Raw genomic sequence first — 21,402 nt, 5'->3', positions numbered from 1 at the left:
TTTCGGTGGTCGAGGCCGTCGTGCCCCCACCCCGCCCCTCCCCGAAGGGGAGGGAGAAAGACAGAACGCGCCTTCATCGCATCAACCCGCCTTGCCGCAGCCGCTGCTCGAAGTGCCGCAGCACCAGCGACATCGTGCCCGTCAGCACGAAGTACACGACCGCGATCGCCAGGTACACCTCCAGCGAGCGGTACGACACGCTGATGATCTTCTGCCCTTCGTGCATCACGTCGTGGATGGTCAGCAGCGACACCAGCGCCGAGTTCTTGATGAGCGCGATGAACTCGTTGCCCAGCGGCGGAATCATGCGCACCACCGCCTGCGGCAGCACGATCTGGCGCATCGCCACGCCGGGCGTCATGCCCAGCGACTGCGCGGCCATGGTCTGGCCCTTGTCGATCGACTGGATCGCGCCGCGCACGATCTCCGACACGTACGCGCCCGAGTACACGCCGAGCCCCAGCACGCCGCACAGGAAGGCCGGCAGCAGGATGCCGAAGTGCGGCAGCCCGAAGAACAGGATGAACAGCTGCACCAGCAGCGGCGTGCCGCGAATGGCCGCCACATACGCGGTGCAGAAACCGTAGAGCCAGCGCCGCTTCGGGTTCAGCCGGCCGATGCCGACCAGAAGGCCCAGCACGCAGCCCAGCGCCAGCGCGCAGGCGGTGATCTCCACCGTGACGAGCGCGCCGCGCAGCAGGTCGGGCCAGCCCGCCCAGACGGGCGAAAAATCGAGATCCAGGTCCATGGGCCGCTTACTTGGCGCCGGCGCTGAACCACTTGTTGACGATCTGCGCGTAGGTGCCGTCGGCCTTGAGCTTCTCGAGGGCGCCGTTCACGGCCTTGGTGAGTTCGGGCGTGTCCTTGCGGATGGCCATGCCGTATTCCTCGGTGGTGATCTGCTCGGGCAGCACCTTCAGGCCGCCGCGCGTGCGCACGTACTGGTAGGCGGCGGGCTTGCCGGTCACGGCGGCGTCGGCGCGGCCGATGTCGACGAGGTTGAACATTTCCTGGTTCTTCTCGACCTCGAGCAGCTGCACCTGCGGGTACTTTTCCTTCGTGAAGGAAACCGACTTGGTGCCCACCTGCACGCTGACCTTCTTGCCGTTGATGTCGGCCGGCGTCTTGATGGCCGTGTTGCCATCCTTCACCATCACGACGAGGCCGCCGGCGTAGTACGGCACGGTGAAGTCGACCACCTTCTTGCGCTCGTCGGTGATGTAGATGCCCGAGACGGCCATGTCGAAGCGCTTGGAGATCAGGCCCGGCACGAGGCCCTTGAAGTCGATGTCGATCCACTCGATCTTGCGGCCCAGCGTCTTGCCGATGGCCTCGACCAGCTCCACGTCGAAGCCGGTGCGCTTGCCGTTTTCCACGAACTCCATGGGCGGGAAGGTGGCATCGGTGGCCACGCGCAGCGGCTCGCCCTGCGCGTGCGCGCCGCCGGCGAAACCGAGGATTGCAAGGCCGGACAGGGCGGCGGCGATGAGGGTGCGGCGGGTGTTCATGGTGAAGGGCTTCCGTGGGTTTGAAAAGAAAGAAGAAACGCGGCGACTACTGCAAGGCACGCGAGATGCGCGCCGCCGTGACGACGGTCATGTGGAGCAATGCAGCTTCCATGCCCTCGACGCGCGTGAGCGGCGCCATGAGCGTGATGGCGCCGCGCAGCCGGCGGGCCGAAGCCAGCACCGGCGCGCTCGCGCCCCACACGCCGGCATCGACCTCGCCATGCGTCACGGCATGGCCGGCTTCGCGGATGGCGTCGAGTTCGGCGGCGCGCGCGGCGCGGCGCCCGGGGGCCTCGTCGAAGCCGTCGAGCAAGGCGTCGCGCTGGTCCAGCGGCATGTGGGCCAAGAGGCACTTGGCGCTGGCGCCGTCGCGCGCGGGCACGCTGCGGCCGCGGTCGAACGAGCAGCGCAGCGACTGCTCGCTGTCGATCATCTCCAGGCACACGACGCGGTCGTTCACCGCCGTGACCAGCGCGACGCTTTCATGCGTCTGCCGCGCCAGCGCGCGCATGTCGGCGCGCGCGGCCATCACGAGGTCGGAGTTGCCGTCAAAGCCGCTGGCCAGCTGCACGCTCACCGGGCCCGGCGAGTAGCGCCCGTCGGACTCCATCACGAAGCCCCAGCGCCGCAGCGTGGCGATCTGGCGGTACAGCGTGCTCTGCGACAGGCCGGTGGCCTGCACCAGCTCGGCCGCCGTCATCGCCGACTTGCTCTGCGCCAGCACCGACAGCACGAACAGCGCGCGGTCGTTGTGGGTGGGAGCGTCGGCGGGGATCGTCATCGGGAGCAATCGCGAAAGGGGGCCGGAAGTGGGGTCGGCGTGCAGTATCTTGCTCGCCGTTCCCACCTCCAAGCCATGATTCCCACGCGATGGGAATGGGCGCGTTTTTTCTTTCTACCTTCGGCTTACCCAGGGCACGCCGCGCTCAGCCCACCAGCAGCGGAAAGCGTGCGTCGTCCATGGGCGCGCCGGCCGGCAGCGTGTCGGCCAGGCCGGGGAAATCGGGCGAGGTCTTCCAGCTGCGCGGCGCGTGGCGGATGTCGTCGCCCAGGAAGCGCACCGAGAACACGCGGCGCCGGTTCGGCCCCTCCACGCCGGCCGCCGCATGCAAGGTGAGCATGTGGAAGCAGACGAAGTCGCCGGGCTCGATGTTCCAGCCCACGATGGGGAAGCGCTCGCGCGCGCCCTCGATGTCGGGCAGGTCTTGCAGGCTGCCTTCGGGAAACCACCTGGCATGGTTGTCCATGAAGGTGCGCGGCATGAGCCACGGCCCCTTGTGCGAGCCGGCCACGAACTCGAGCGTGGCGGCGCGCGACACCGGATCGACCGGGATCCACATGCTGACGTTCTGCTCGCCCTCGATGTTGTAGTACGGCTGGTCCTGGTGCCATGGCGTGCGCTGGCGCGTGCCGGGCTCCTTCACGAGCAGGTGGTCGTGGTACAGCCGCACCGTGTTCGAGCCCATGAGCCGCTGCGCCAATTGCGCGAGCGGCGCCTCGAAGATGAAGCGGCGAAAGGCGTCGATGTCCTGCCAGTTGCAGAAGTCCTCGAAGAAGCGGCCCGGATCGTCGGGCGGCTCGCCACCTTGGCGCGCGGGCTGGGCGCGGCCAGGTTGGCCTCGATGCCGCCGCGCAGCAGCGCCAGCTCGTCGGGCGTGAGCAGCTGGCGGATGCAGACCGCGCCGTCGCGCTGGAACTGCGCGACCAGCGCGTCGTCCACGCGCGCCTGCACGCGGCGGCGCAGTTCGTGAGCGTCGGGGAGCGCGCCGCCCGCCATCACTTCACCATCGGCAGCTTCAGGCCCTTGGCCTTGGCGGTGGCCACCGCGATGTCGTAGCCCGCGTCCGCATGGCGCATGACGCCGGTGGCCGGGTCGTTCCACAGCACGCGCTCGATGCGCTTGGCCGCCGCGTCGGTGCCGTCGCACACGATCACCACGCCCGAGTGCTGCGAGTAGCCCATGCCCACGCCGCCGCCGTGATGCAGGCTGACCCAGGTGGCGCCGCCCGCGGTGTTGAGCAGCGCGTTGAGCAGCGGCCAGTCGCTCACGGCATCGGTGCCGTCCTTCATGGCCTCGGTCTCGCGGTTGGGGCTGGCGACCGAGCCCGTGTCCAGGTGGTCGCGGCCGATGACGATCGGCGCCTTCAGCTCGCCGTTCTTCACCATCTCGTTGAAGGCCAGGCCCGCGATGTGGCGCTCGCCCAGGCCCAGCCAGCAGATGCGCGCCGGCAGGCCCTGGAAGGCGATGCGCTCGCGCGCCATGTCGAGCCAGCGGTGGGTGTGCGTGTTCTCGGGGAACAGTTCCTTGATCTTGGCGTCGGTCTTGTAGATGTCTTCGGGGTCGCCCGAGAGCGCGACCCAGCGGAACGGGCCCTTACCTTCGCAAAACAGCGGGCGGATGTAGGCCGGCACGAAGCCCGGGAAGTCGAAGGCGTTCTTCACGCCCTCGTCGAACGCGACCTGGCGGATGTTGTTGCCGTAGTCGACCGTGGGGATGCCCATGGCCTGGAAGTCCAGCATGGCCTGCACGTGCACGGCGCACGACTTCGCGGCGGCCTTCTTGAGCGCGTCGTGCTGCGAGGCGTCCTTCATGGCGGCCTGCCACTGCGGCACGCTCCAGCCGGCAGGCAGGTAGCCGTTGATCAGGTCGTGCGCGGAGGTCTGGTCGGTCACGAGGTCGGGCTTCAGGCCGCCGGCCTTCGCGCGCTTGACGAGCTCGGGCAGGATCTCGGCCGCGTTGCCCAGCAGCGCGATCGACACGGCTTCCTTCGCGTCGCAGTGCTGCTTGATCAGCTCGAAGGCATGGTCGATGTCGCGCGCCTGCTTGTCGACATAGCGCGTGCGCAGGCGAAAGTCGATGCTGCTTTGCTGGCACTCGATGTTCAGCGACACGGCACCGGCCAGCGTGGCGGCAAGCGGCTGCGCGCCGCCCATGCCGCCCAGGCCGGCCGTCAAGATCCACTTGCCTGCCAGGCTGTTGTTGTAGTGCTGGCGGCCGGCTTCGACAAAGGTCTCGAAGGTGCCTTGCACGATGCCCTGGCTGCCGATGTAGATCCAGCTGCCGGCCGTCATCTGGCCGTACATGAACAGGCCCTGGCGGTCGAGCTCGTTGAAGTGCTCCCAGTTGGCCCACTTGGGCACGAGGTTCGAATTGGCCAGCAGCACGCGCGGTGCGTTCTCGTGCGTCTTGAACACGCCCACGGGCTTGCCCGACTGGATGAGCAGCGTCTCGTCGTCGTTCAGCTCTTTGAGCGACGCGAGGATCTGGTCGTAGCAGGCCCAGTTGCGCGCCGCGCGGCCGATGCCGCCGTACACCACCAGGTCTTGCGGGCGCTCGGCCACCTCGGCGTCCAGGTTGTTCTGCAGCATGCGGAACGGCGCTTCGGTGAGCCAGCTCTTGCAGTTGAGTTCGCTGCCGCGCGGGGCGCGGATGACGCGGGTCGGGTCGTGGCGCGGATCGGCCGCATCGGGGTTGTTCAGGGCGAATTTGTCGGGAGCGTTCATGGCGTGGTTCTCCTTGGATGTCGGGTGAGGTTTTACGAGTGACTGGGCAGGATGTCGAGCAGCGCGGCCGGCAGCTGGGCCTTCAGCGCCCACTGGCGCATGGCTTCGATGTCGGGGGCGAGGTAGCGGTCGGTCTCCAGGAACGCGACCTTCCGGCGAATGGCGGCGAACTCGGCTTCCACCGGCGGGGAGCTCTTGAGCTTGCGCTTGAGCTCGATGCCCTGCGCGGCGGCCATGGCTTCGATGCCGACCACCACCGCCGTGTTGTTGACCATGTCGCCCAGGCGGCGGCCCGCGAAGGTGGCCATCGACACGTGGTCTTCCTGGTTGGCGGAAGTGGGCAGGCTGTCGACGCTGGCCGGGTGCGCGAGCGACTTGTTCTCCGACGCGAGCGCGGCGGCCGTGACCTGCGCGATCATGAAGCCCGAGTTGAGGCCGCCGTCGCGCACCAGGAACGGCGGCAGGCCCGACAGGCCCGTGTCCAGCAGCAGCGCGATGCGGCGCTCGGCGATGGCGCCGACTTCGCTGATGGCCAGCGCGATGATGTCGGCCGCGAAGGCGACGGGCTCGGCGTGGAAGTTGCCACCCGAGATCACCTCGCCGGTGTCGACGAACACCAGCGGGTTGTCCGACGCGGCATTGGCTTCGATGACCAGCACGCGCGCGGCATGCGCCAGGTTGTCGAGGCAGGCACCCATCACCTGCGGGATGCAGCGCACCGAGTACGGGTCTTGCACGCGGCCGCAGTCGGCGTGCGACGGCACGATCTCGCTGCCTTCGAGCAAGGTGCGCACCGCGCCGGCCACGGCGATCTGGCCCGGCTGGCCGCGCGCGGCGTGGATGCGCGCGTCGAAGGGCTTGATGGAGCCTTGAATGGCTTCGAGCGACAGCGCGCCCGACATCAGCGAAGACGCGAACACGTCTTCCGCGCCGAACAGGCCGAACAGCGCCAGCGCGGTCGACACCTGCGTGCCGTTGAGCAGCGCCAGGCCCTCCTTGGGGCCGAGCACGAAGGGCGCAAGGCCGATGTGCTTCATCGCCTGCGCGCCGCTCACCACGCTGCCGTCGGGCAAGGTCGCCTCGCCTTCGCCGATCAGCACGCAGGCCAGGTGCGCCAGCGGCGCGAGGTCGCCCGAGGCGCCGACCGAGCCCTTGGCCGGAATGCGCGGCATCACGCCGGCGTTGAACAGCGCAAGCAGCGCGTCAGCCAGCGCCGGCCGCACGCCCGAGTGGCCGCGCGCCAGGCTCACGGCCTTGGTCGCGAGCACCATGCGCACCACCGGCGCGGCCAGCGGCTCGCCCGTGCCCACGCTGTGCGACAGCACGAGGTTGCGCTGCAACTCGGCCAGGTGGTCGTTGCCGATGCGCGTGCTCGCGAGCTTGCCGAAGCCGGTGTTGATGCCGTAGACGACCTGGTCGTTCTCCACGATGTGGCGCACGGCGGCCTCGGCGCGCAGCATGCCCTCGCGCACCGACGCATCGAGCGACAGCTGCACGCCGCCGGCCTGGATGCGGCGCAGCATCGCCAGGTCGACCTGGCCGGGCGTGAGGATCAGGGAAGCATCTGAAGGAGCGGTATTTTTGCTTGGCATGTGAACCTGTCTATACAAGTAGTTGCGAGAGAAAACGGAGGTCGTCGAGGACAAAAAAATCAGCCGAAGCTCGGGTTGCCGTCGGCTCTGAAGCGGCTGCCCAGGCTGTAGCGCGAGGCCGGATGCAGGCAGCGCACCCACGTCACGGGGGTGTTGCGGCTCCAGGTGCGGCGCGTGAGCAGCAGGCAGGGGTCGGTGGGCGCCATCGCGAGCCTGTCGGCCTGCTCCTGGTTGGGCAGCACGGCGTCGACCACGTGTTCGATCTGGTCGAAGGGCACGTTGCGAACGAGGTACTCGCTGGGCGGCATGGCGGTGAAGTCCTGCTCGAGGTAGTCGGGCACGACCTGCGGGTTGACGTAGCGTTCTTCCAGCTGGACCGGCGTGCCGTTCTCCAGGTGCAGGCACACGCTGTGGAACACCGAGGTGCCGGCGCGCATGTCGAGCCACGCGGCCACGTCGGGCGAAGCGGCGATGCGCTCGACCTCGATCATGTCGCAGCGGTAGTCGTGCCCGCGCTGGCGGATCTCGCTGGCGATGTTGGCGATCTGCAGCAGCGTGGACTGCGGCTTGTTCTCGGCCACGAAGCTGCCGACGCCGGCCACGCGCACGATGCGGCCCTGCTCCACCAGCTCGCGCAGCGCGCGGTTCACGGTCATGCGCGCCATGCCGAACTGCGCGACCAACTCGTGCTCCGAAGGCAGGCGGTGGCCGGGCGGCCACGTGCCGTCCTGGATCTTGCGGGAGATGTGATCCTTGACTTGCGCGTAGAGCGCAAGGGTCGGGAGGTCGCGTTTCATGGCCGGGCCCTGTCCTGTTCTTGCGCCTTCCCCCTCCGGGGGAAGGTTGGGATGGGGGCAGCGCTTCGAACATGCACAGCGCCCGTTCGAAGGCCGCCGTGCCCCCACCCCTGCCCTCCCTCAGAGGCGGAGGGAGAAAGAAAAGAGAAAGGCAGGCGTTCCATCTTCAATGCTCCGCAGCGGCCATCGACTCGGCGCGGATCTCTTCGGTCAGGCGCGCCTTGATGTCCATGAACTCCGGCGAGGTCTTGATCGTGTAGCTGCGCGGATGCGGAAAGTCGACCGCGATCTCGGTCTTGATGCGGCCCGGCCGCGCGCTGAACACCGCCACGCGGTTGGCCATGAAGATCGCCTCGTCGATGTCGTGCGTCACGAACAGCACCGTCTTCTGCGCCGACTCCCAGATGCCCAGCAGCAGCTCCTGCATCAGCACGCGCGTCTGGTTGTCGAGTGCGCCGAAGGGCTCGTCGAGCAGCAGCATCTTGGGGTCGTTGGCCAGCGCGCGGGCAATCGCCGTGCGCTGCTGCATGCCGCCCGAGAGCTGCTTCGGAAAGTGGTGCTCGAAGCCGCGCAGCCCGACCTTGGCGATGAAGAACTCGCTGCGCTCCTTCTGGTCGGCCTCGCTCATGCCGCGCTCGCGCAGGCCGAAGCGGATGTTCTGCGCCACCGTGAGCCACGGGAACAGCGTGTAGCTCTGGAACACCACGCCGCGGTCGCGCCCGGGCCGTCGATGCGCTCACCGTCGAGCAGCACCTGGCCGGTGGTCGGGAAGTCGAGCCCCGCCACGATGCGCAGCAACGTCGACTTGCCGCAGCCCGAAGGGCCGAGGATGGTGACGAAGTCGTTCTCCTTCACCTCGAAGTCGATCGGCTGCAGCGCCTGCGTGCGCTGGCCCTTGGCGCCGGTGAAGACGCGCGACACGCCCTGGATGGAGAGTTGATTCTTCACAGTGAAGCCCACGCGAACAGGCGGCGGTTGAGCGCCTTGAAAGCAAAGTCGGACAGCAGGCCGATGACGCCGATCACGATGATGCCGAAGATGATCTGGCCGGTGTTCAGCAGCGCCTGGCTGTCGGTGATCATGTGGCCGATGCCTGACGAAGAGCCGATCAGTTCCGCCACGATCACGTACGTCCAGGCCCAGCCGAGCACCAGGCGCAGCGTTTCGGCGATGCCCGGCGCGGCGCCCGGAATGAGCACGCGCGCCACGATGCCGCGGCTGTTGGCGCCCAGCGTGTAGGCGGCCTCGACGAGGTCGCGCCGCGCGCCGCCCACGGTGACGGCCACCATCAGCACGATCTGGAAGAACGAGCCGATGAAGATCACCAGCAGCTTCTGCATTTCGCCCAGGCCCGCCCACAGGATGAGCAGCGGAATGAACGCCGAGGCCGGCAGGTAGCGGCAGAACGACACGAAGGGCTCGAAGAAGGCCTCGACCGTTTTCCAGGTGCCCATGGCAATGCCCAGCGGCACCGCGAACACGGCCGCCAGCAGGAAGCCGCCGAACACGCGCCACACGGTCATGCCGATGTCGCCGATGAAGCCGTACTCGGTGAAGAGCAGCCAGCCCTCCTTGAGCATGGTCAGCGGGCTGGCCAGGAAGGTCGGCGGCACGAAGCCGCCGAAGGTGGCAATGGCCCACACGGCCACGAACACCACGAAGAAGCCGAGCCCCAGCAGCACGCGCGCACGCGCGCTGATGGGCTCGAGCGGCGCAAGCGCGCGGCGGCGGCGCAGGGCCTGCGACGCGGTGGCCTGCGCAGCCTTGGAGGGAACGGCCGGCGCGGAGGCAGCCACGGTCGGCTGCACCTGCGGCAGGGCCTTACTTGACGAAGCTTGCATCGAAGGTCGCGGCGAAATCTTCAGGCGCCTTGCGGATCACGCCGGCTTCCAGAAGGATGGGCGCGGCCTCCTTCATGAAGCTGGTGAGTTCACCCGCGAAGAACTTCTGGTTGGCGGCCTTGTCCTGCCAGCGCAGGTAGGCCGACGACTTGGCGAACTGCTCGCCGCTTTGCTTGACCGCGGCGCCCATGAGCTCGTTGGCCTTGGCCGGGTCGGCCTTGATCATGTCGAGCGCGTCGAAGTACGACTTGGTGAGCGCAGCGGCGGCCTTGGCGTTGGCCTTGAGCCAGGTGGGCGCGCAGCCGACGGTGTCCATCACCATCGGGTAGTCGAGCGTGGTGGCCAGGATCTTGCCGGCGGCGGGGTTGGCGCGCACGGTCGACAGGTAGGGCTCGTAGGTCATGGCGGCGTCGTTCTGGCCGGCCACGAAGGCTTGCGCGGCGGGCTGCGGCTCGAGCGAGACCACCTTCACGTCCTTCAGGCTCATGCCGTTCTTGCTGAGCATCCAGCCAGGCCGAAGTAAGGCGCGGTGCCGGGGGCGCTCACGCCGATGCTCTTGCCCTTGAGGTCGGCGAAGGTCTTGACGTCGTTGCGCACCGCAATGCCGTCGGCGCCGTAGGACTTGTCCATCTGGAAGATCTGCACGATGGGCACGCCGTTGGCGTTCCAGGCCACGTGCGTCTCCACCGTGGTGGCCGCGCACTGGATCGCGCCGGAGGCCAGCGCCAGGTGGCGGTCCTTCTGCGGAATCATCTTGAGTTCGACGTCGAGCCCGTTCTTCTTGAAGATGCCGGCCTTGTCGGCCAGCGAGAGCGGCGCAAAGCCGGTCCAGCCCGACATGCCGAGCGCGATCTTCGTTTCCTGGGCGGCGGCCGTTCCGGCCATGCCCGCTGCACATGCACCTGCTGCCAGCAGCGAAGCGACTTTCACAACTACCGTCTTGACCATGGGTACTCCTGGTTCTGTTCTTGGAAAACTTCAAAAAGGCTCGGCGGTCCAACCCGGTGACCGGGCTGTGCGCGCCTCGCATTGTTGCCAAGCGCCCCAACTTGTATATACAGGATAACCCGAAAGGTCATTTTTGGTGCACTCCCTTGGGAAATGCACCGGTTTGCTGTCTAGACAAGAAGGGCCGCGGGACGGCGGGCACCATTGCAAACCTCGTGCCACAGTCACATCGGCGTGGGTGGGGGACAATCGACGGCCCCGCTCTTTCACCGCTTTTCGCCCTCTCCCACGCTGCCTGTGTCCTCTCTCGCTCCCCGCCCCATCGACGCCTCCGGCAGCAGCGCACCCGCCGACATCCTTCACGAAGTCTTCGGCTACGCGCAGTTTCGCGGGGCCCAGCAGGACATCGTCGACCACGTGGTGGCCGGCGGCGACGCGCTGGTGCTGATGCCCACGGGCGGCGGCAAGTCGCTGTGCTACCAGATCCCGGCCATTGCGCGGCAGCGCGCGGGGCACGGCGTGGCGGTGGTGGTGTCGCCGCTGATCGCGCTGATGCACGACCAGGTGGGCGCGCTGCATGAAGCCGGGGTGAGCGCGGCCTTCCTCAACTCCACGCTCGACTGGGAACAGACGCAGGACGTGGAGCGCCGCATGCTGCGCGGCGAGATCACGCTGCTGTACGCGGCGCCCGAGCGCGTGAACACGCCGCGCTTCCTGTCGCAGCTCGATTCGCTGAAGGAGCGCGGCAAGCTCTCGCTGTTCGCGATCGACGAGGCGCATTGCGTGAGCCAGTGGGGCCACGACTTCCGCCCCGAATACCGCGCGCTCACCGTGCTGCACGAGCGCTATGCCGGCGTGCCGCGCATCGCGCTCACGGCCACGGCCGACGACCTGACGCGCGCCGACATCGTCGAGCGGCTGCAGCTGGAAGAAGCGCGCCAGTTCGTCTCCAGCTTCGACCGGCCGAACATCCGCTACACCATCGTCGAGAAGAAGGACGCGACCACGCAGCTGCTGCGCTTCATCGAGCGCGAGCACGAGGGCGACGCGGGCGTGGTCTATTGCCAGTCGCGCAAGCGGGTGGAAGACCTGGCCACCACGCTGCGCGACGCGGGCATCAATGCCCTGCCCTATCACGCGGGCCTGGACGCGGCGGTGCGCCAGAAGCACCAGGACCGGTTCCTGCGCGAGGAAGGCATCGTGATGGTCGCGACCATCGCCTTCGGCATGGGCATCGACAAGCCCGACGTGCGCTTTGTCGGCCACCTCGACATGCCCAAGAACATCGAGGGCTACTACCAGGAAACCGGCCGCGCGGGCCGCGACGGCGGCCCGGCCGACGCCTGGATGACCTACGGCCTGCAGGACGTGGTCAACCAGCGCCGCATGATCGACGAGAGCCCGGCCGGCGAAGAGTTCAAGCAGGTGATGCGCGGCAAGCTCGACGCGCTGCTGTCCCTGGCCGAAGCCAGCGACTGCCGGCGCGTGCGCCTGCTGGGCTACTTCGGCGAGAAGAGCACGCCCTGCGGCAACTGCGACAACTGCCTGAACCCGCCGCAGGTGTGGGACGGCACCGATGCCGCGCGCAAGCTGCTGAGCACCATCTACCGCGTGCAGCAGCTGAGCGGCATCAGCTTCGGCGCGGGGCACATCATGGACATCCTGCGCGGCAAGCCGACCGAGAAGGTCAAGCAGTTCGGGCATGAGCGCGTGAGCACCTTCGGCATCGGCGCGGAGTTCAGCGAGGTGGCGCTGCGCGGCGTGCTGCGCCAATTGATCGCCACGGGCGCGCTGGCGGTGGACGCGGAAGCGTTCAACACGCTGAAGCTCACCGAGGGCTCGCGCGCGGTGCTCAAGGGCGAGGCACAGGTCTCGCTGCGCGAGTCGGTGTCGTCACCGGCGGACCGCAAGCCCCGCCGCGAAAAGGTGGCCAAGGGCGCGCCGTCGCCGGCCGCCGCCAAGCTCGACGACATGGGCAAGAAGCGCTTCGAGGCGCTCAAGGCCTGGCGCGCCGAGGTCGCGAAGGAGCACAACCTGCCGGCCTACGTGATCTTCCACGACGCCACGCTGGCGGCCATTGCCGAGCGGGCGCCGGGCACGCTGGAAGACCTGCAGGGCATCAGCGGCATCGGCACCAAGAAGCTGGAGGCTTACGGTGCGAGGTGCTGAGGGTGTGCGAGGCGTTCTGAACGTCAGTTGGTCGCCGGCAGCGTGATCGGCACGGGCCGCGTCAGCAGGTCGACGTACAGCTCGAAGAAGCGCGTGTTGTCGAACTTCTTCACCACCGTCATCTTCTGCAGCGTCGGGCCCGAGGGCTGCGACGCATAGCCGATGGAACGGCCGTTGTCGGGCGCGCCGGGCTTGGCCACCACGTCGACATAGCGGTCGACCGTTTGCGTGGCGTAGCTCGGGTCGATCAGGTAGGCCAGCGTGAGGGTGTCCCAGATGTTCTGCGTGTAGTCGGGGTTGGTCTCGAAGCCGTTCTTGCCGTCGAAGCCGTAGCCGTTGAGCTTCTGGAACACGTCGGTCACGGCCGTGGGCTTGGCCGGGTGCGCGATGCGGTCGTAGATGGGCTTGGTGAGGAACACGGTGTCGGTCACGTCCAGCGGCACCACCACCTGCGGAATCGGCAGCCGCACCACGAACTGCGCGGCGTCGGGGTCGAACCACCAGTTGAACTCGGCCGCCTTGGTGGTGTTGCCCGCCACGTCGACGGCGCCGCCCATGTAGATGATCTTCTTGATGAGCGGCACGATCTCGGGGTTCTGCTTGACCGCGAGCGCGATGTTGGTGAGCGGGCCGATGGCCAGGATGGTGATCTCGCCGGGGTTGGCCTTGACGGTGTCGACGATGAAGTCGACCGCGCTCTTGCGCTGCACCACGGTGCGCTTGGCGAAGCCGTCGGGCGAGGGCTTGAGGTCGGCATCGGTCTTGGGCTCGGGGCCGCCCCAGGCGCCCAGGTAGCCGTCGCCGCCGGCGCCCGCCGCCATTTCGGCCTGCACGTCGGCATAGGTGTGGTTGAGCGCGTAGTTGGCCCCCACGTAGACGCCGATGCGGTCGCCCACGCCGAGCCGTTCGACCGACATCAGCGCGTCGGCCACGCCCTGCTTGAGCCACTGGTTGCCCGAGACCACGCTGATGCCCATGACCTGGACCTTGCCCTGCAGTTGCAGCTGCGCGGCCATGACGCCGAGCTGGCCGTCGTCGCTCATGGTGTTGTAGTCGCTGTCGATGATGATCTTCTGCGCCGTGGCGGTGCCGCCCGATCCGCCGCCGAAACCCGGCCCGAGGCCGATGCCCCCGCCTCCGTTGCCGCCTCCACCGCAACCTGCCAGCACCGCGATGACGACGACGAACATCGTCCCGATCCATTTGCGCATCTTCTTCTCCTAAACGTTTGGTTTTCAGTCGAGGGACATGAAATACAACGTTTGCGCAAAGCTTTGCGCAAACGTTTGCCAAACTGTAGAACGCAAGCCGGCAGCGTGGCAAGCGCTGTGGCCTAGGGGTTTTCCGCGAGGCGCGGCGGTGGGTCAGCCCGGGTTGGGCAGGGGGTCGAGCAGGCGGTTGCGGCGCAGCGGCGACTGGTCGAGGAGGAAGGGTTTCTCGACGTCGGCCTCGGCGGCATCGGGCTTCTGGAGGCTTCTTGCCGCAGCGGCCTTGGCCACCGGCACGGGGCAGGCGCCGCTGCTGCGCAGGGTGAGCGCCGCGGCCAGCTGGGCTTCGTTGGGGTCGCCGAGCTGGTGGTCGTAGTCGTCGCCCTTCACGGTGCAGGTGGGCGCGAAGCCGTCGCCGTAGTCACCGAAGCCCAGCTGGTTCACGCCCTTGACCTGGATCGCGAAGTAGGTGGTGCCGCAGTTGTCCTGCGGATAAAAGCCGTAGGGCTTGCCGCAGGTGGTGTCGCCCACGAGGTTGACCGTGACGCCCACGCCCCGCAGGCTGTTGATGACCGATTCGCTCGCCGAACAGGTTTCCGGGCTGGTCAGCACGGTCACGCGCGAGAGGCCGAGCGTGGGCAGGGCCGCGCCGCCGCGGCTGGTGCTGTAGAACAGCATCTGGCTCTGCGACGCCGAGAGACGGAACGGGTTCTTGTCGTTGAAGGTCAGCTGCTCGAAGGTCTTGCCGGTGGTGGCCGACGGCCCGGCGATCATGTAGGCCAGCCGGCTGGCAATGGCGAGCTGGCCGCCGCCGTTGTAGCGCATGTCGAGCACGAGGTCCTGGATGCCGCCGGGCGTGCCCTTGAGGGAATTCACGGCATCGATGAGCTGCTGCTCGGCCGTCGTGATGTGGTCGTTGAACAGCATGTAGCCCACATGGTTGCCGCCGCCCACGTCGACGGCCTTGACGTTCTGCACCGGCGTGCTCGTGACGTTGGCCGCCGTCAGCGAATAGGACGCGGCCGGCGCGCTGCCCAGCTGGAACGTGAAGGTGTGCCGCTCGCCCACGGCCTTCGGGGAGAGGGCGTTGTTGATCGTCGCGGCATTGGCCGCGCCGGTGGCGCTGACGAAATCGACACCGTCGACGCTCAGCAGCTTGGCGCCGCGCTTCAGCCCGGCAACGTCGGCGGGCGAGCCGGGCTCCACCAGCACGACGCGCAGTTCGCGCGGCGGGCTGGTGGCAATGGACACGAACTCCGCGCCGTAGCTGACCGACACGCCGCCTTGCGACAGCTGGCGGTAGGCCTCGGTGTTGTAGGTGAAGTGAAAGCGGTCCTTGGGCTTGCCCGACGCCGTGGTGAGCGGTGTCTTGAGCACGTTGAACCAGGTCACGGGCGTGGCGTAGTCAGAAGCCTTGAGCGTGGTCGGCACTTCGCCGTACCAGAGGTAGGTTTCGTCGATCCAGCTGCGCACCCAGCTCTTCTCGTTGTCGAGCGTGCCGGTGCTGTCGGGGTAGGCCCGGCCGGTTTCGGGGTTGATGCCGGTGCGTGGCGCGGCGCAGAGGCCGGCCACGGAATCCGAAGGCACGAAGCCCGAGCCGTTGTTGCCGGCGGGCGGCGTGGTGGTGCCAGGCAGCAGACCGATCGGCAAGCCGCCGCCGCCTCCACCGCCTCCCCCACCGCCGCAGGCCGTCACGAGGCAGCCAACGGCAAGCGCGGCGGTTGCCGCCCACGCCCGGGAACGCGGCGACTGCCGCACGTCGACCTTGCGAGATTCCATCTGCTCCTCCTCGTGCCCGCGGTGGCGGACGGTGTTCCGCAGCGGGGGCGAAGCTATCGCCCGCGATGCGCTCCTGCGGGTTTCACACCCGGTTGTTCTGCGTGCCGCTGGCTACTGCACGAAGCCCATGCCGCGCGACTCGCGCACTTCGGGCTTGATGCGGTGCTCGGCCTCGAGCTGATCGAGAAACTCGATCGCTGAAACTCCGTTGCCAGGATATCGGTCTGCCGTTTCACGGCCGCGAAATCCCCTGGGCACAGCTGTGTCAATGGCGCGAGCCGCGCCTGAATGGCGCCCGTGAGGTTCGCGGCATCGCCCGCCAGCGCCTCGGTCACGAACATGCGCTCGCGCTGCGTGGCCGTGAGCGGCATGAACTTGATCTTGAAGGTGAAGCGCCGCAGCGCCGCCTGGTCGAGCCGGTCGAGCAGGTTGGTGGTGCACACGAAGACGCCGTTGAAGCGCTCCATGCCCTGCAGCATCTCGTTGACCTCGGTGACTTCGTAGGTGCGCTGCGCGCCGCGCCGGTCCTGCAGGAAGCTGTCGGCCTCGTCGAGCAGCAGCACGGCCTTTTCGTTCTCGGCCTCGCGGAACATGGCGGCCATGTTCTGCTCGGTCTCGCCGACGTACTTGCTCATGAGGTCGCTGGCCTGCTTGATGAGCAGCGGCCGGCCGATGGCCTTGGCGATGTGCTCGGCCAGCGCGGTCTTGCCGGTGCCGGGCGCGCCGTAGAAGCACAGGGTGCCGTGACCGCGCGCCTTCAGCGCCTGGGCGATGCGCGGGATCTCGAAGCGGGTCTCGACGTTGAGCATGTCGAGGTCGTAGGTGGTGACGCTGCGGCGCTCGCCGCGGCCGGTGTCGAGCGTGCCCAGCGCCAGGTCGGCGTTGCGCAGCTGCCGCTCGATGAGGGCTTCCACCGACGCGTCGTCGGTGCGCGCGAGCCCGGCAAAGCGCACCGCCGTGCGGATCTGCGCGGGCGTGAGGCCCTTGCGTTCGGCCAGCTTGGCGGTGAAGGCCTCGGACACCACCACGCCTTCGAGCGTCTTCTTCACGAGCTGCTCGCGCGCGCCGGGCGGCGGCGACTTGAGCTCCAGGTGGTACGCGAAGCGGCGCCGGAAGGCCGGATCGATCTGCTCGATGCGGTTGGTGACCCACAGCGTGGGCACGGGGTTGGCCTCCAGGATCTGGTTGACCCAGGCCTTGCCGCTGACGCTGCCGCTGGTGGGCGCGGGAATCTGCTCGGCGCGCGCCATGAACTGCGCGGCCTCGGTGCTGATGGGCGGGAACACGTCCTCGACCTCGTCGAACAGCAACGCGGCCTGCGCGCTGCCCTTGAGGAACACCTGCGCGATCTGCAGCGAGCGGTAGCGGTCGCGCCCGCTCAGCGAGTTGCCGTCGCGGTCGGCATATTCGACCTCGAAGAGCTCCAGGCCCGCCGCCTGCGCGACAACCTTGGCCAGCTCGGTCTTGCCGGTGCCGGGCGGGCCGTAGAGCAGCACGTTGACGCCGGGCTCCTTGCGCGCGACGGCGGCGCGCAGCAGCGTGACGAGCATCTGCGCGTCTTCCTGCACGAAAGAAAAGTCGTGCGGCGTGAGCGCGCTCTTGGCCGAGGGCCGCGTGAACACGGCCATCAGTTCGTTGTGGTCGCGGTACTCGCGCATGAGCACGGGCGGCAGCTTCTCGCTGACCTTCATGAGGTCGCCAGATCGGTGATGTTGTGCTCGGAGATCAGGTTCTCGACGAGGCCGATGCGCTCGAGCCGCGAGCCGGCGCGCAGCGCCTCGCCCACTTCGCTCGCGTTCACACCGGCAATGTCGGCGATGGCGGCGTAGGCCTCGGGCGCGTTGTTGACCTTGAACTCGACCAGCAGCGAGCGCAGGTCGCGCTGGTAGCGCGCGAGCGTGCCGTACAGCAGCAGCGCGCGCTCGGCCTTGTTGAGCTGCAGCAGGCCCGCGAGCGCGTCGATGTTCTTCTCGACCAGGGTCGACTGCTTGCGCAGCGCATGCGTGAGCCAGTCGCGCGTGACGGCGAGCACCGAGAGCAGGTCTTTGGGCTGGTCCTTCGCGTATTCGTCGAGGTAGAAGAAGAGCGTGCCTTCTTCATAGGGCCCGCGCCACACGCCGTGGCGCTCCAGCAGCGTGCGGCCGTCGAGCGCCTCGACGCCCTTCCACGCTTCATTGCCCGCGCAGCGCCGGCCGAGGAACTCGCGCAGCCGCTGCAGCACCGCCGCGGGCCACACCAGGTGCCGCCCGGTGAGCGACAGCAGGCCGTTGATGTCGCGCCGCACGTTGAAGCGCGGCCCCTGCTTGGCGGCGAGCGTGAGCACGAAGTGCGAGCACATGAGCTCGAGCACGGGCGCTCCTTGAGGCCGGGCGACGGCAATGCCTGCCCGCGCACCGCAGCAGCCACGACATCGACACCCGCACGCTTCGCCATCAGGCAACCTCCAACGAGGAAAATCTCGGAGAGACCATAACGCAGACTTTTGGCTTCGGGAAGACCGGCAAACGGTAAAAACCCTCATGGTGCGATTCCAGCCACAATGCGCGCCATGGTCGGAATCGAAGAAATCCAGCGCGCCGCGGCGCGCCTGCAAGGCCAGGTGCTGAATACGCCCTGTGTCGAGTCACGCACGCTGTCGGAGATCGTCGGTGCTCAGGTGTTCCTGAAATTCGAGAACCTGCAGTTCACATCCTCCTTCAAGGAGAGGGGTGCGTGCAACAAGCTGGTCGATCTTTCCGAGAACGGTACACGCGGAGTGATCGCCATGTCTGCCGGCAACCATGCGCAGGGTGTGGCCTATCACGCGCAGCGGCTCGGGCTGCGCGCGCTGATCGTCATGCCGCGCTTCACGCCGGGCGTGAAGATCGAGCGCACGCGCGGCTTCGGCGCCGAGGTGGTGCTGCACGGCGACACGCTCGACGCGGCCCGCGCCCATGCCCTGGAGCTTGCGGCGCGCGAAGGGCTGACCTTCGTGCACCCCTATGACGACGAAGCCATCATCGCGGGTCAGGGCACGGTGGCGCTCGAGATGCTCGACGCGGTGCCCGACCTGGACACGCTGGTGGTGGCGGTCGGCGGCGGCGGGCTGATCGCGGGCATGGCGGTGGCGGCACGCGAACGCAAGCCCGGCATCGAGATCGTCGGCGTGCAGACGACGCGCTTTCCGGCCATGGTCAATGCGGTCAAGGGCACGCACCACGTGCAGGGCAAGAGCACGATCGCCGAGGGCATCGCGGTCGGCACGCCCGGCGTGCTGACCCGGGAAATCATCGCGAGCAAGGTCGACGACCTGCTGCTGGTGGACGAAGGCGACATCGAGCAGGGCGTGCTGATGCTGCTCGAGATCGAGAAAACGCTGGTCGAGGGCGCGGGCGCGGCCGGGCTGGCGGCGCTGATCCGGCACCCGGAGCGCTTCAAGGGCAAGCGCGTGGGCCTGGTTCTTTCCGGCGGCAACATCGATCCGCTGCTGCTGGCGGCCATCATCGAACGCGGCATGGTGCGGGCCGGTCGGCTGGCCCGCGTGCGCGTGAGTGCGCGCGACGTGCCGGGCTCGCTGGCCCAGATCACGGCCACCGTGGCCGAAGCGGGCGCTAACGTCGACGAAGTCCACCACCAGCGCGCCTTCACGATGCTGGCCGCGCAGAACGTCGACATCGAGCTTGTGCTGCAGACCCGCGGACGCGCCCACCTGGCGAGCGTCCTGACGGCGCTGAAGGATGCCGGCTTCGAGGCCGAGGAGCAGCATTGACGCCCTGGGCGCAGGCTGCCGTGGGGGCTCGCAAGCCCCTAGAGCGGTTCATGGCTACCCGCCGGTAAAATGACTCCAGTCTGTCAATTTGCGTATTCGAGGTACTTCCCGATGTCCAACCCCACTCCCGTCGAGCCGAACCACAGTGCCGCTGTCGAAAAGGACGCCGTCGAATCGGTCGTTCACCTGATGCCGCTGGTGCTGCCGCTGGCCGGCGGCGTGCTGATGCTGCTGCTGGCATCGATCGCGGTCTTCATGGCCTGACGCTGACAGGCATTGGCGCTTTTGTCCGCGGGCAGTGCGGCCCGCGCAGGCGCAGCATTCAGCAGCCATCTCCCGAAGCGAAACGTTTTCTCAAACGGACCTCCGTGCCTGAGCAGGCCCGGCGCCCCGTTCGGAAAGACGATTTTTCAACTTAGGAGATTTTCCGATGAACGCACCCACGATGAAGGGCCTCACCATTCAGGCGCCCTCATACGTCAAGAACGCCAAGCTGATCGCCTGGGTGGCCGACATGGCCGCACTGTGCAAACCCGAAGCCATCCATTGGTGCGACGGCAGCAAGGAAGAATACGACCGCCTCTGCCAGCAACTGGTGGACGCAGGGACCTTCAAGAAGCTCAACCAGGCCAAGCGCCCCAACTCGTTCCTCGCGGTGTCCGACCCGAGCGACGTGGCGCGCGTCGAAGACCGCACCTACATCTGCTCCGCGCAGAAGGACAACGCCGGCCCCACGAACAACTGGATGGCCCCGGCCGAGATGCGCGCGACGCTGCAGCCGCTGTTCGACGGCTGCATGAAGGGCCGCACGATGTATGTCGTGCCGTTCAGCATGGGCCCGCTGGGCTCGCCCATTGCACACATCGGCATCGAGCTGTCCGACTCGCCGTACGTGGCGGTGAACATGCGCATCATGACGCGCATGGGCAAGGCCGTGTACGACGTGCTGGGCACCGACGGTGAGTTCGTGCCTTGCGTGCACACCGTGGGCGCGCCGCTCGAGGCCGGGCAGAAGGACGTGTCCTGGCCCTGCAACAAGACCAAGTACATCGTTCACTACCCCGAGACGCGCGAGATCTGGAGCTACGGCTCGGGCTACGGCGGCAACGCGCTGCTGGGCAAGAAGTGCTTCGCGCTGCGCATTGCCTCGAACATGGGCCGCGACGAAGGCTGGCTGGCCGAGCACATGCTCATCCTGGGCGTGACGAATCCCGAAGGCAAGAAGTACCACGTGGCGGCGGCGTTCCCGAGCGCTTGCGGCAAGACGAACTTTTCGATGCTGGTACCGCCGGCGGGCTTCGAGGGCTGGAAGGTCACGACCATCGGCGACGACATCGCCTGGATCAAGCCGCAGGCCGATGGCTCGCTGCGCGCCATCAATCCCGAAGCTGGTTACTTCGGTGTCGCTCCCGGCACCAACATGCTGACGAATCCGAACTGCATGCGCAGCCTGGACGACGGCGTGATCTTCACCAACGTCGCGCTGACCGATGACGGCGACGTGTGGTGGGAAGGCATGGAACAAGACGCACCGGGCAAGGCACTGCCGGCGCACCTGATCGACTGGCAAGGCAAGGACTGGACGCCGCAGATCGCCAAGGAAACGGGCGCGAAGGCCGCGCATCCGAATGCGCGCTTCACCGTGGCCGCGACCAACAATCCGGCGCTCGACGAGGCCTGGGACGATCCGAAGGGCGTGACCATCGACGCCTTCATCTTCGGCGGCCGCCGCTCGACCACCGTGCCGTTGGTCACCGAAGCCCGCAACTGGGTCGAGGGCGTGTACATGGCGGCGACGATGGGTTCGGAAACGACCGCGGCCGCCGCTGGCCAGCAAGGCATCGTGCGCCGCGACCCGTTCGCGATGCTGCCGTTCATGGGCTACAACATGAGCGACTATTTCCAGCACTGGCTCGACCTGGGCAAGAAGCTCGAAGCCTCGGGCGCGAAGCTGCCGAAGATCTACACGACCAACTGGTTCCGCAAGGGCGCGGACGGCAAGTTCGTCTGGCCTGGCTACGGCGAGAACATGCGCGTGCTGAAGTGGATGATCGATCGCGTCGAAGGCAAGAAGTCGGAAGGCATCGAGCACATCACCGGCGTGAGCCCGCGCTATGAAGATCTGAACTGGACGGGGCTGAATTTCAGTGCCGAGCAGTTCGCGACCGTGACCAGCATCGACAAGGCGGCGTGGGAAGCAGAGCTGAAGCTGCACGCTGAATTGTTCAAGCAGCTGGAACACCATCTGCCGAAGGAATTGCCGGAAACGAAGGCTGCGATCGAGCAGCGCCTGGCAGCCTGATTTCAG

12 protein-coding genes and 5 pseudogenes are annotated in these 21,402 nt (G+C 67.6%); 4 read left to right on the top strand and 13 right to left on the bottom strand.

The window, feature by feature from the left end; genetic code table 11:
- Nucleotides 1-73: 73 nt before the first annotated feature.
- From BMG07_RS32745 to BMG07_RS32700, 10 genes and pseudogenes are all read right to left on the bottom strand, one after another.
- Complete coding sequence (locus BMG07_RS32745) at nt 74-742, bottom strand: amino acid ABC transporter permease (RefSeq protein ID WP_198087990.1); 669 nt, start codon at nt 740-742, stop codon at nt 74-76.
- A gap of 13 nt (nt 743-755) precedes the next feature.
- Nucleotides 756-1,508, bottom strand: coding sequence for a transporter substrate-binding domain-containing protein (locus BMG07_RS32740; protein WP_198087988.1), 753 nt, complete (start codon nt 1,506-1,508; stop codon nt 756-758).
- Nucleotides 1,509-1,554: 46 nt separating this feature from the next.
- Complete coding sequence (locus BMG07_RS32735) at nt 1,555-2,289, bottom strand: IclR family transcriptional regulator (RefSeq protein WP_198087987.1); 735 nt, start codon at nt 2,287-2,289, stop codon at nt 1,555-1,557.
- A gap of 145 nt (nt 2,290-2,434) precedes the next feature.
- Nucleotides 2,435-3,285: pseudogene (locus BMG07_RS32730) on the bottom strand (phytanoyl-CoA dioxygenase family protein).
- The gene (gene hutU / locus BMG07_RS32725; RefSeq protein WP_198087986.1) at nt 3,285-5,012 is read right to left on the bottom strand and encodes a urocanate hydratase; all 1,728 of its coding nucleotides are present in this window, start codon (nt 5,010-5,012) and stop codon (nt 3,285-3,287) included. The pseudogene BMG07_RS32730 and the gene hutU overlap by 1 nt, the downstream one beginning before the upstream one ends.
- A 32-nt stretch (nt 5,013-5,044) precedes the next feature.
- A complete protein-coding gene (hutH, locus tag BMG07_RS32720) occupies nt 5,045-6,604 on the bottom strand; it encodes a histidine ammonia-lyase (protein ID WP_198087985.1) in 1,560 nt (519 codons plus the stop codon).
- Nucleotides 6,605-6,663: 59 nt separating this feature from the next.
- Nucleotides 6,664-7,401, bottom strand: a complete 738-nt coding sequence (gene hutC / locus BMG07_RS32715; RefSeq protein ID WP_198087984.1) for a histidine utilization repressor — start codon at nt 7,399-7,401, stop codon at nt 6,664-6,666.
- Nucleotides 7,402-7,567: 166 nt separating this feature from the next.
- Nucleotides 7,568-8,361: pseudogene (locus BMG07_RS32710) on the bottom strand (ABC transporter ATP-binding protein).
- A complete protein-coding gene (locus tag BMG07_RS32705; RefSeq protein ID WP_198087983.1) occupies nt 8,346-9,242 on the bottom strand; it encodes an ABC transporter permease in 897 nt (298 codons plus the stop codon). The pseudogene BMG07_RS32710 and the gene BMG07_RS32705 overlap by 16 nt, the downstream one beginning before the upstream one ends.
- Nucleotides 9,223-10,190, bottom strand: a pseudogene (locus BMG07_RS32700) (ABC transporter substrate-binding protein). Before BMG07_RS32700 ends, BMG07_RS32705 begins: the two are co-directional and overlap by 20 nt.
- A gap of 297 nt (nt 10,191-10,487) precedes the next feature.
- Between BMG07_RS32700 and recQ the strand changes: the two are divergent.
- A pseudogene (gene recQ, locus BMG07_RS32695) lies at nt 10,488-12,379 on the top strand (DNA helicase RecQ).
- A 3-nt stretch (nt 12,380-12,382) separates the two neighbouring features.
- On the opposite strand, the gene BMG07_RS32690 reads toward recQ, so the two are convergent.
- From BMG07_RS32690 to BMG07_RS32680, 3 genes and pseudogenes are all read right to left on the bottom strand, one after another.
- On the bottom strand, nt 12,383-13,570 hold the full coding sequence (locus tag BMG07_RS32690) for a nucleoside hydrolase (RefSeq protein ID WP_198087982.1): 1,188 nt from the start codon (nt 13,568-13,570) through the stop codon (nt 12,383-12,385).
- Between the two features lie 153 nt (nt 13,571-13,723).
- Nucleotides 13,724-15,346: a S41 family peptidase gene (locus BMG07_RS32685; protein WP_198087981.1), complete on the bottom strand. Its 1,623-nt coding sequence runs from the start codon at nt 15,344-15,346 to the stop codon at nt 13,724-13,726.
- 111 nt (nt 15,347-15,457) lie between these two features.
- Nucleotides 15,458-17,779: pseudogene (locus BMG07_RS32680) on the bottom strand (ATP-binding protein).
- A gap of 115 nt (nt 17,780-17,894) precedes the next feature.
- On the opposite strand from BMG07_RS32680, the gene BMG07_RS32675 reads away from it, so the two are divergent.
- From BMG07_RS32675 to BMG07_RS32665, 3 genes are all read left to right on the top strand, one after another.
- Nucleotides 17,895-19,094: a threonine ammonia-lyase gene (locus BMG07_RS32675; protein ID WP_198087980.1), complete on the top strand. Its 1,200-nt coding sequence runs from the start codon at nt 17,895-17,897 to the stop codon at nt 19,092-19,094.
- 111 nt (nt 19,095-19,205) lie between these two features.
- Nucleotides 19,206-19,358 carry a hypothetical protein gene (locus BMG07_RS32670; protein ID WP_198087979.1) on the top strand — a complete coding sequence of 51 codons (153 nt, stop codon included), beginning with the start codon at nt 19,206-19,208 and terminating at the stop codon, nt 19,356-19,358.
- A gap of 166 nt (nt 19,359-19,524) precedes the next feature.
- Entirely contained in the window at nt 19,525-21,396 is a 1,872-nt protein-coding gene (locus BMG07_RS32665) for a phosphoenolpyruvate carboxykinase (GTP) (protein WP_198087978.1), read from the top strand.
- Nucleotides 21,397-21,402: the final 6 nt, after the last annotated feature.

It is taken from the genome of Variovorax sp. E3 (assembly GCF_016082275.1).
Taxonomy (GTDB): Bacteria; Pseudomonadota; Gammaproteobacteria; order Burkholderiales; family Burkholderiaceae_C; genus Variovorax.
The sequence above is the reverse complement of the archived record's forward strand: the minus strand, read 5'-3'. Positions and strand labels throughout refer to the sequence as shown.

Excerpts from the sequence above, each read along its gene's own strand:
- BMG07_RS32685 (WP_198087981.1), bottom strand. The coding sequence starts at position 15,346 with ATGGAATCTCGCAAGGTCGACGTGCGGCAGTCGCCGCGTTCCCGGGCG.
- BMG07_RS32690 (WP_198087982.1), bottom strand. The coding sequence starts at position 13,570 with ATGCGCAAATGGATCGGGACGATGTTCGTCGTCGTCATCGCGGTGCTG.
- BMG07_RS32670 (WP_198087979.1), top strand. The coding sequence starts at position 19,206 with ATGTCCAACCCCACTCCCGTCGAGCCGAACCACAGTGCCGCTGTCGAA.
- BMG07_RS32735 (WP_198087987.1), bottom strand. The coding sequence starts at position 2,289 with ATGACGATCCCCGCCGACGCTCCCACCCACAACGACCGCGCGCTGTTC.
- BMG07_RS32740 (WP_198087988.1), bottom strand. The coding sequence starts at position 1,508 with ATGAACACCCGCCGCACCCTCATCGCCGCCGCCCTGTCCGGCCTTGCA.
- BMG07_RS32705 (WP_198087983.1), bottom strand. The coding sequence starts at position 9,242 with ATGCAAGCTTCGTCAAGTAAGGCCCTGCCGCAGGTGCAGCCGACCGTG.
- hutC (WP_198087984.1), bottom strand. The coding sequence starts at position 7,401 with ATGAAACGCGACCTCCCGACCCTTGCGCTCTACGCGCAAGTCAAGGAT.
- hutU (WP_198087986.1), bottom strand. The coding sequence starts at position 5,012 with ATGAACGCTCCCGACAAATTCGCCCTGAACAACCCCGATGCGGCCGAT.
- BMG07_RS32665 (WP_198087978.1), top strand. The coding sequence starts at position 19,525 with ATGAACGCACCCACGATGAAGGGCCTCACCATTCAGGCGCCCTCATAC.
- BMG07_RS32675 (WP_198087980.1), top strand. The coding sequence starts at position 17,895 with ATGGTCGGAATCGAAGAAATCCAGCGCGCCGCGGCGCGCCTGCAAGGC.
- hutH (WP_198087985.1), bottom strand. The coding sequence starts at position 6,604 with ATGCCAAGCAAAAATACCGCTCCTTCAGATGCTTCCCTGATCCTCACG.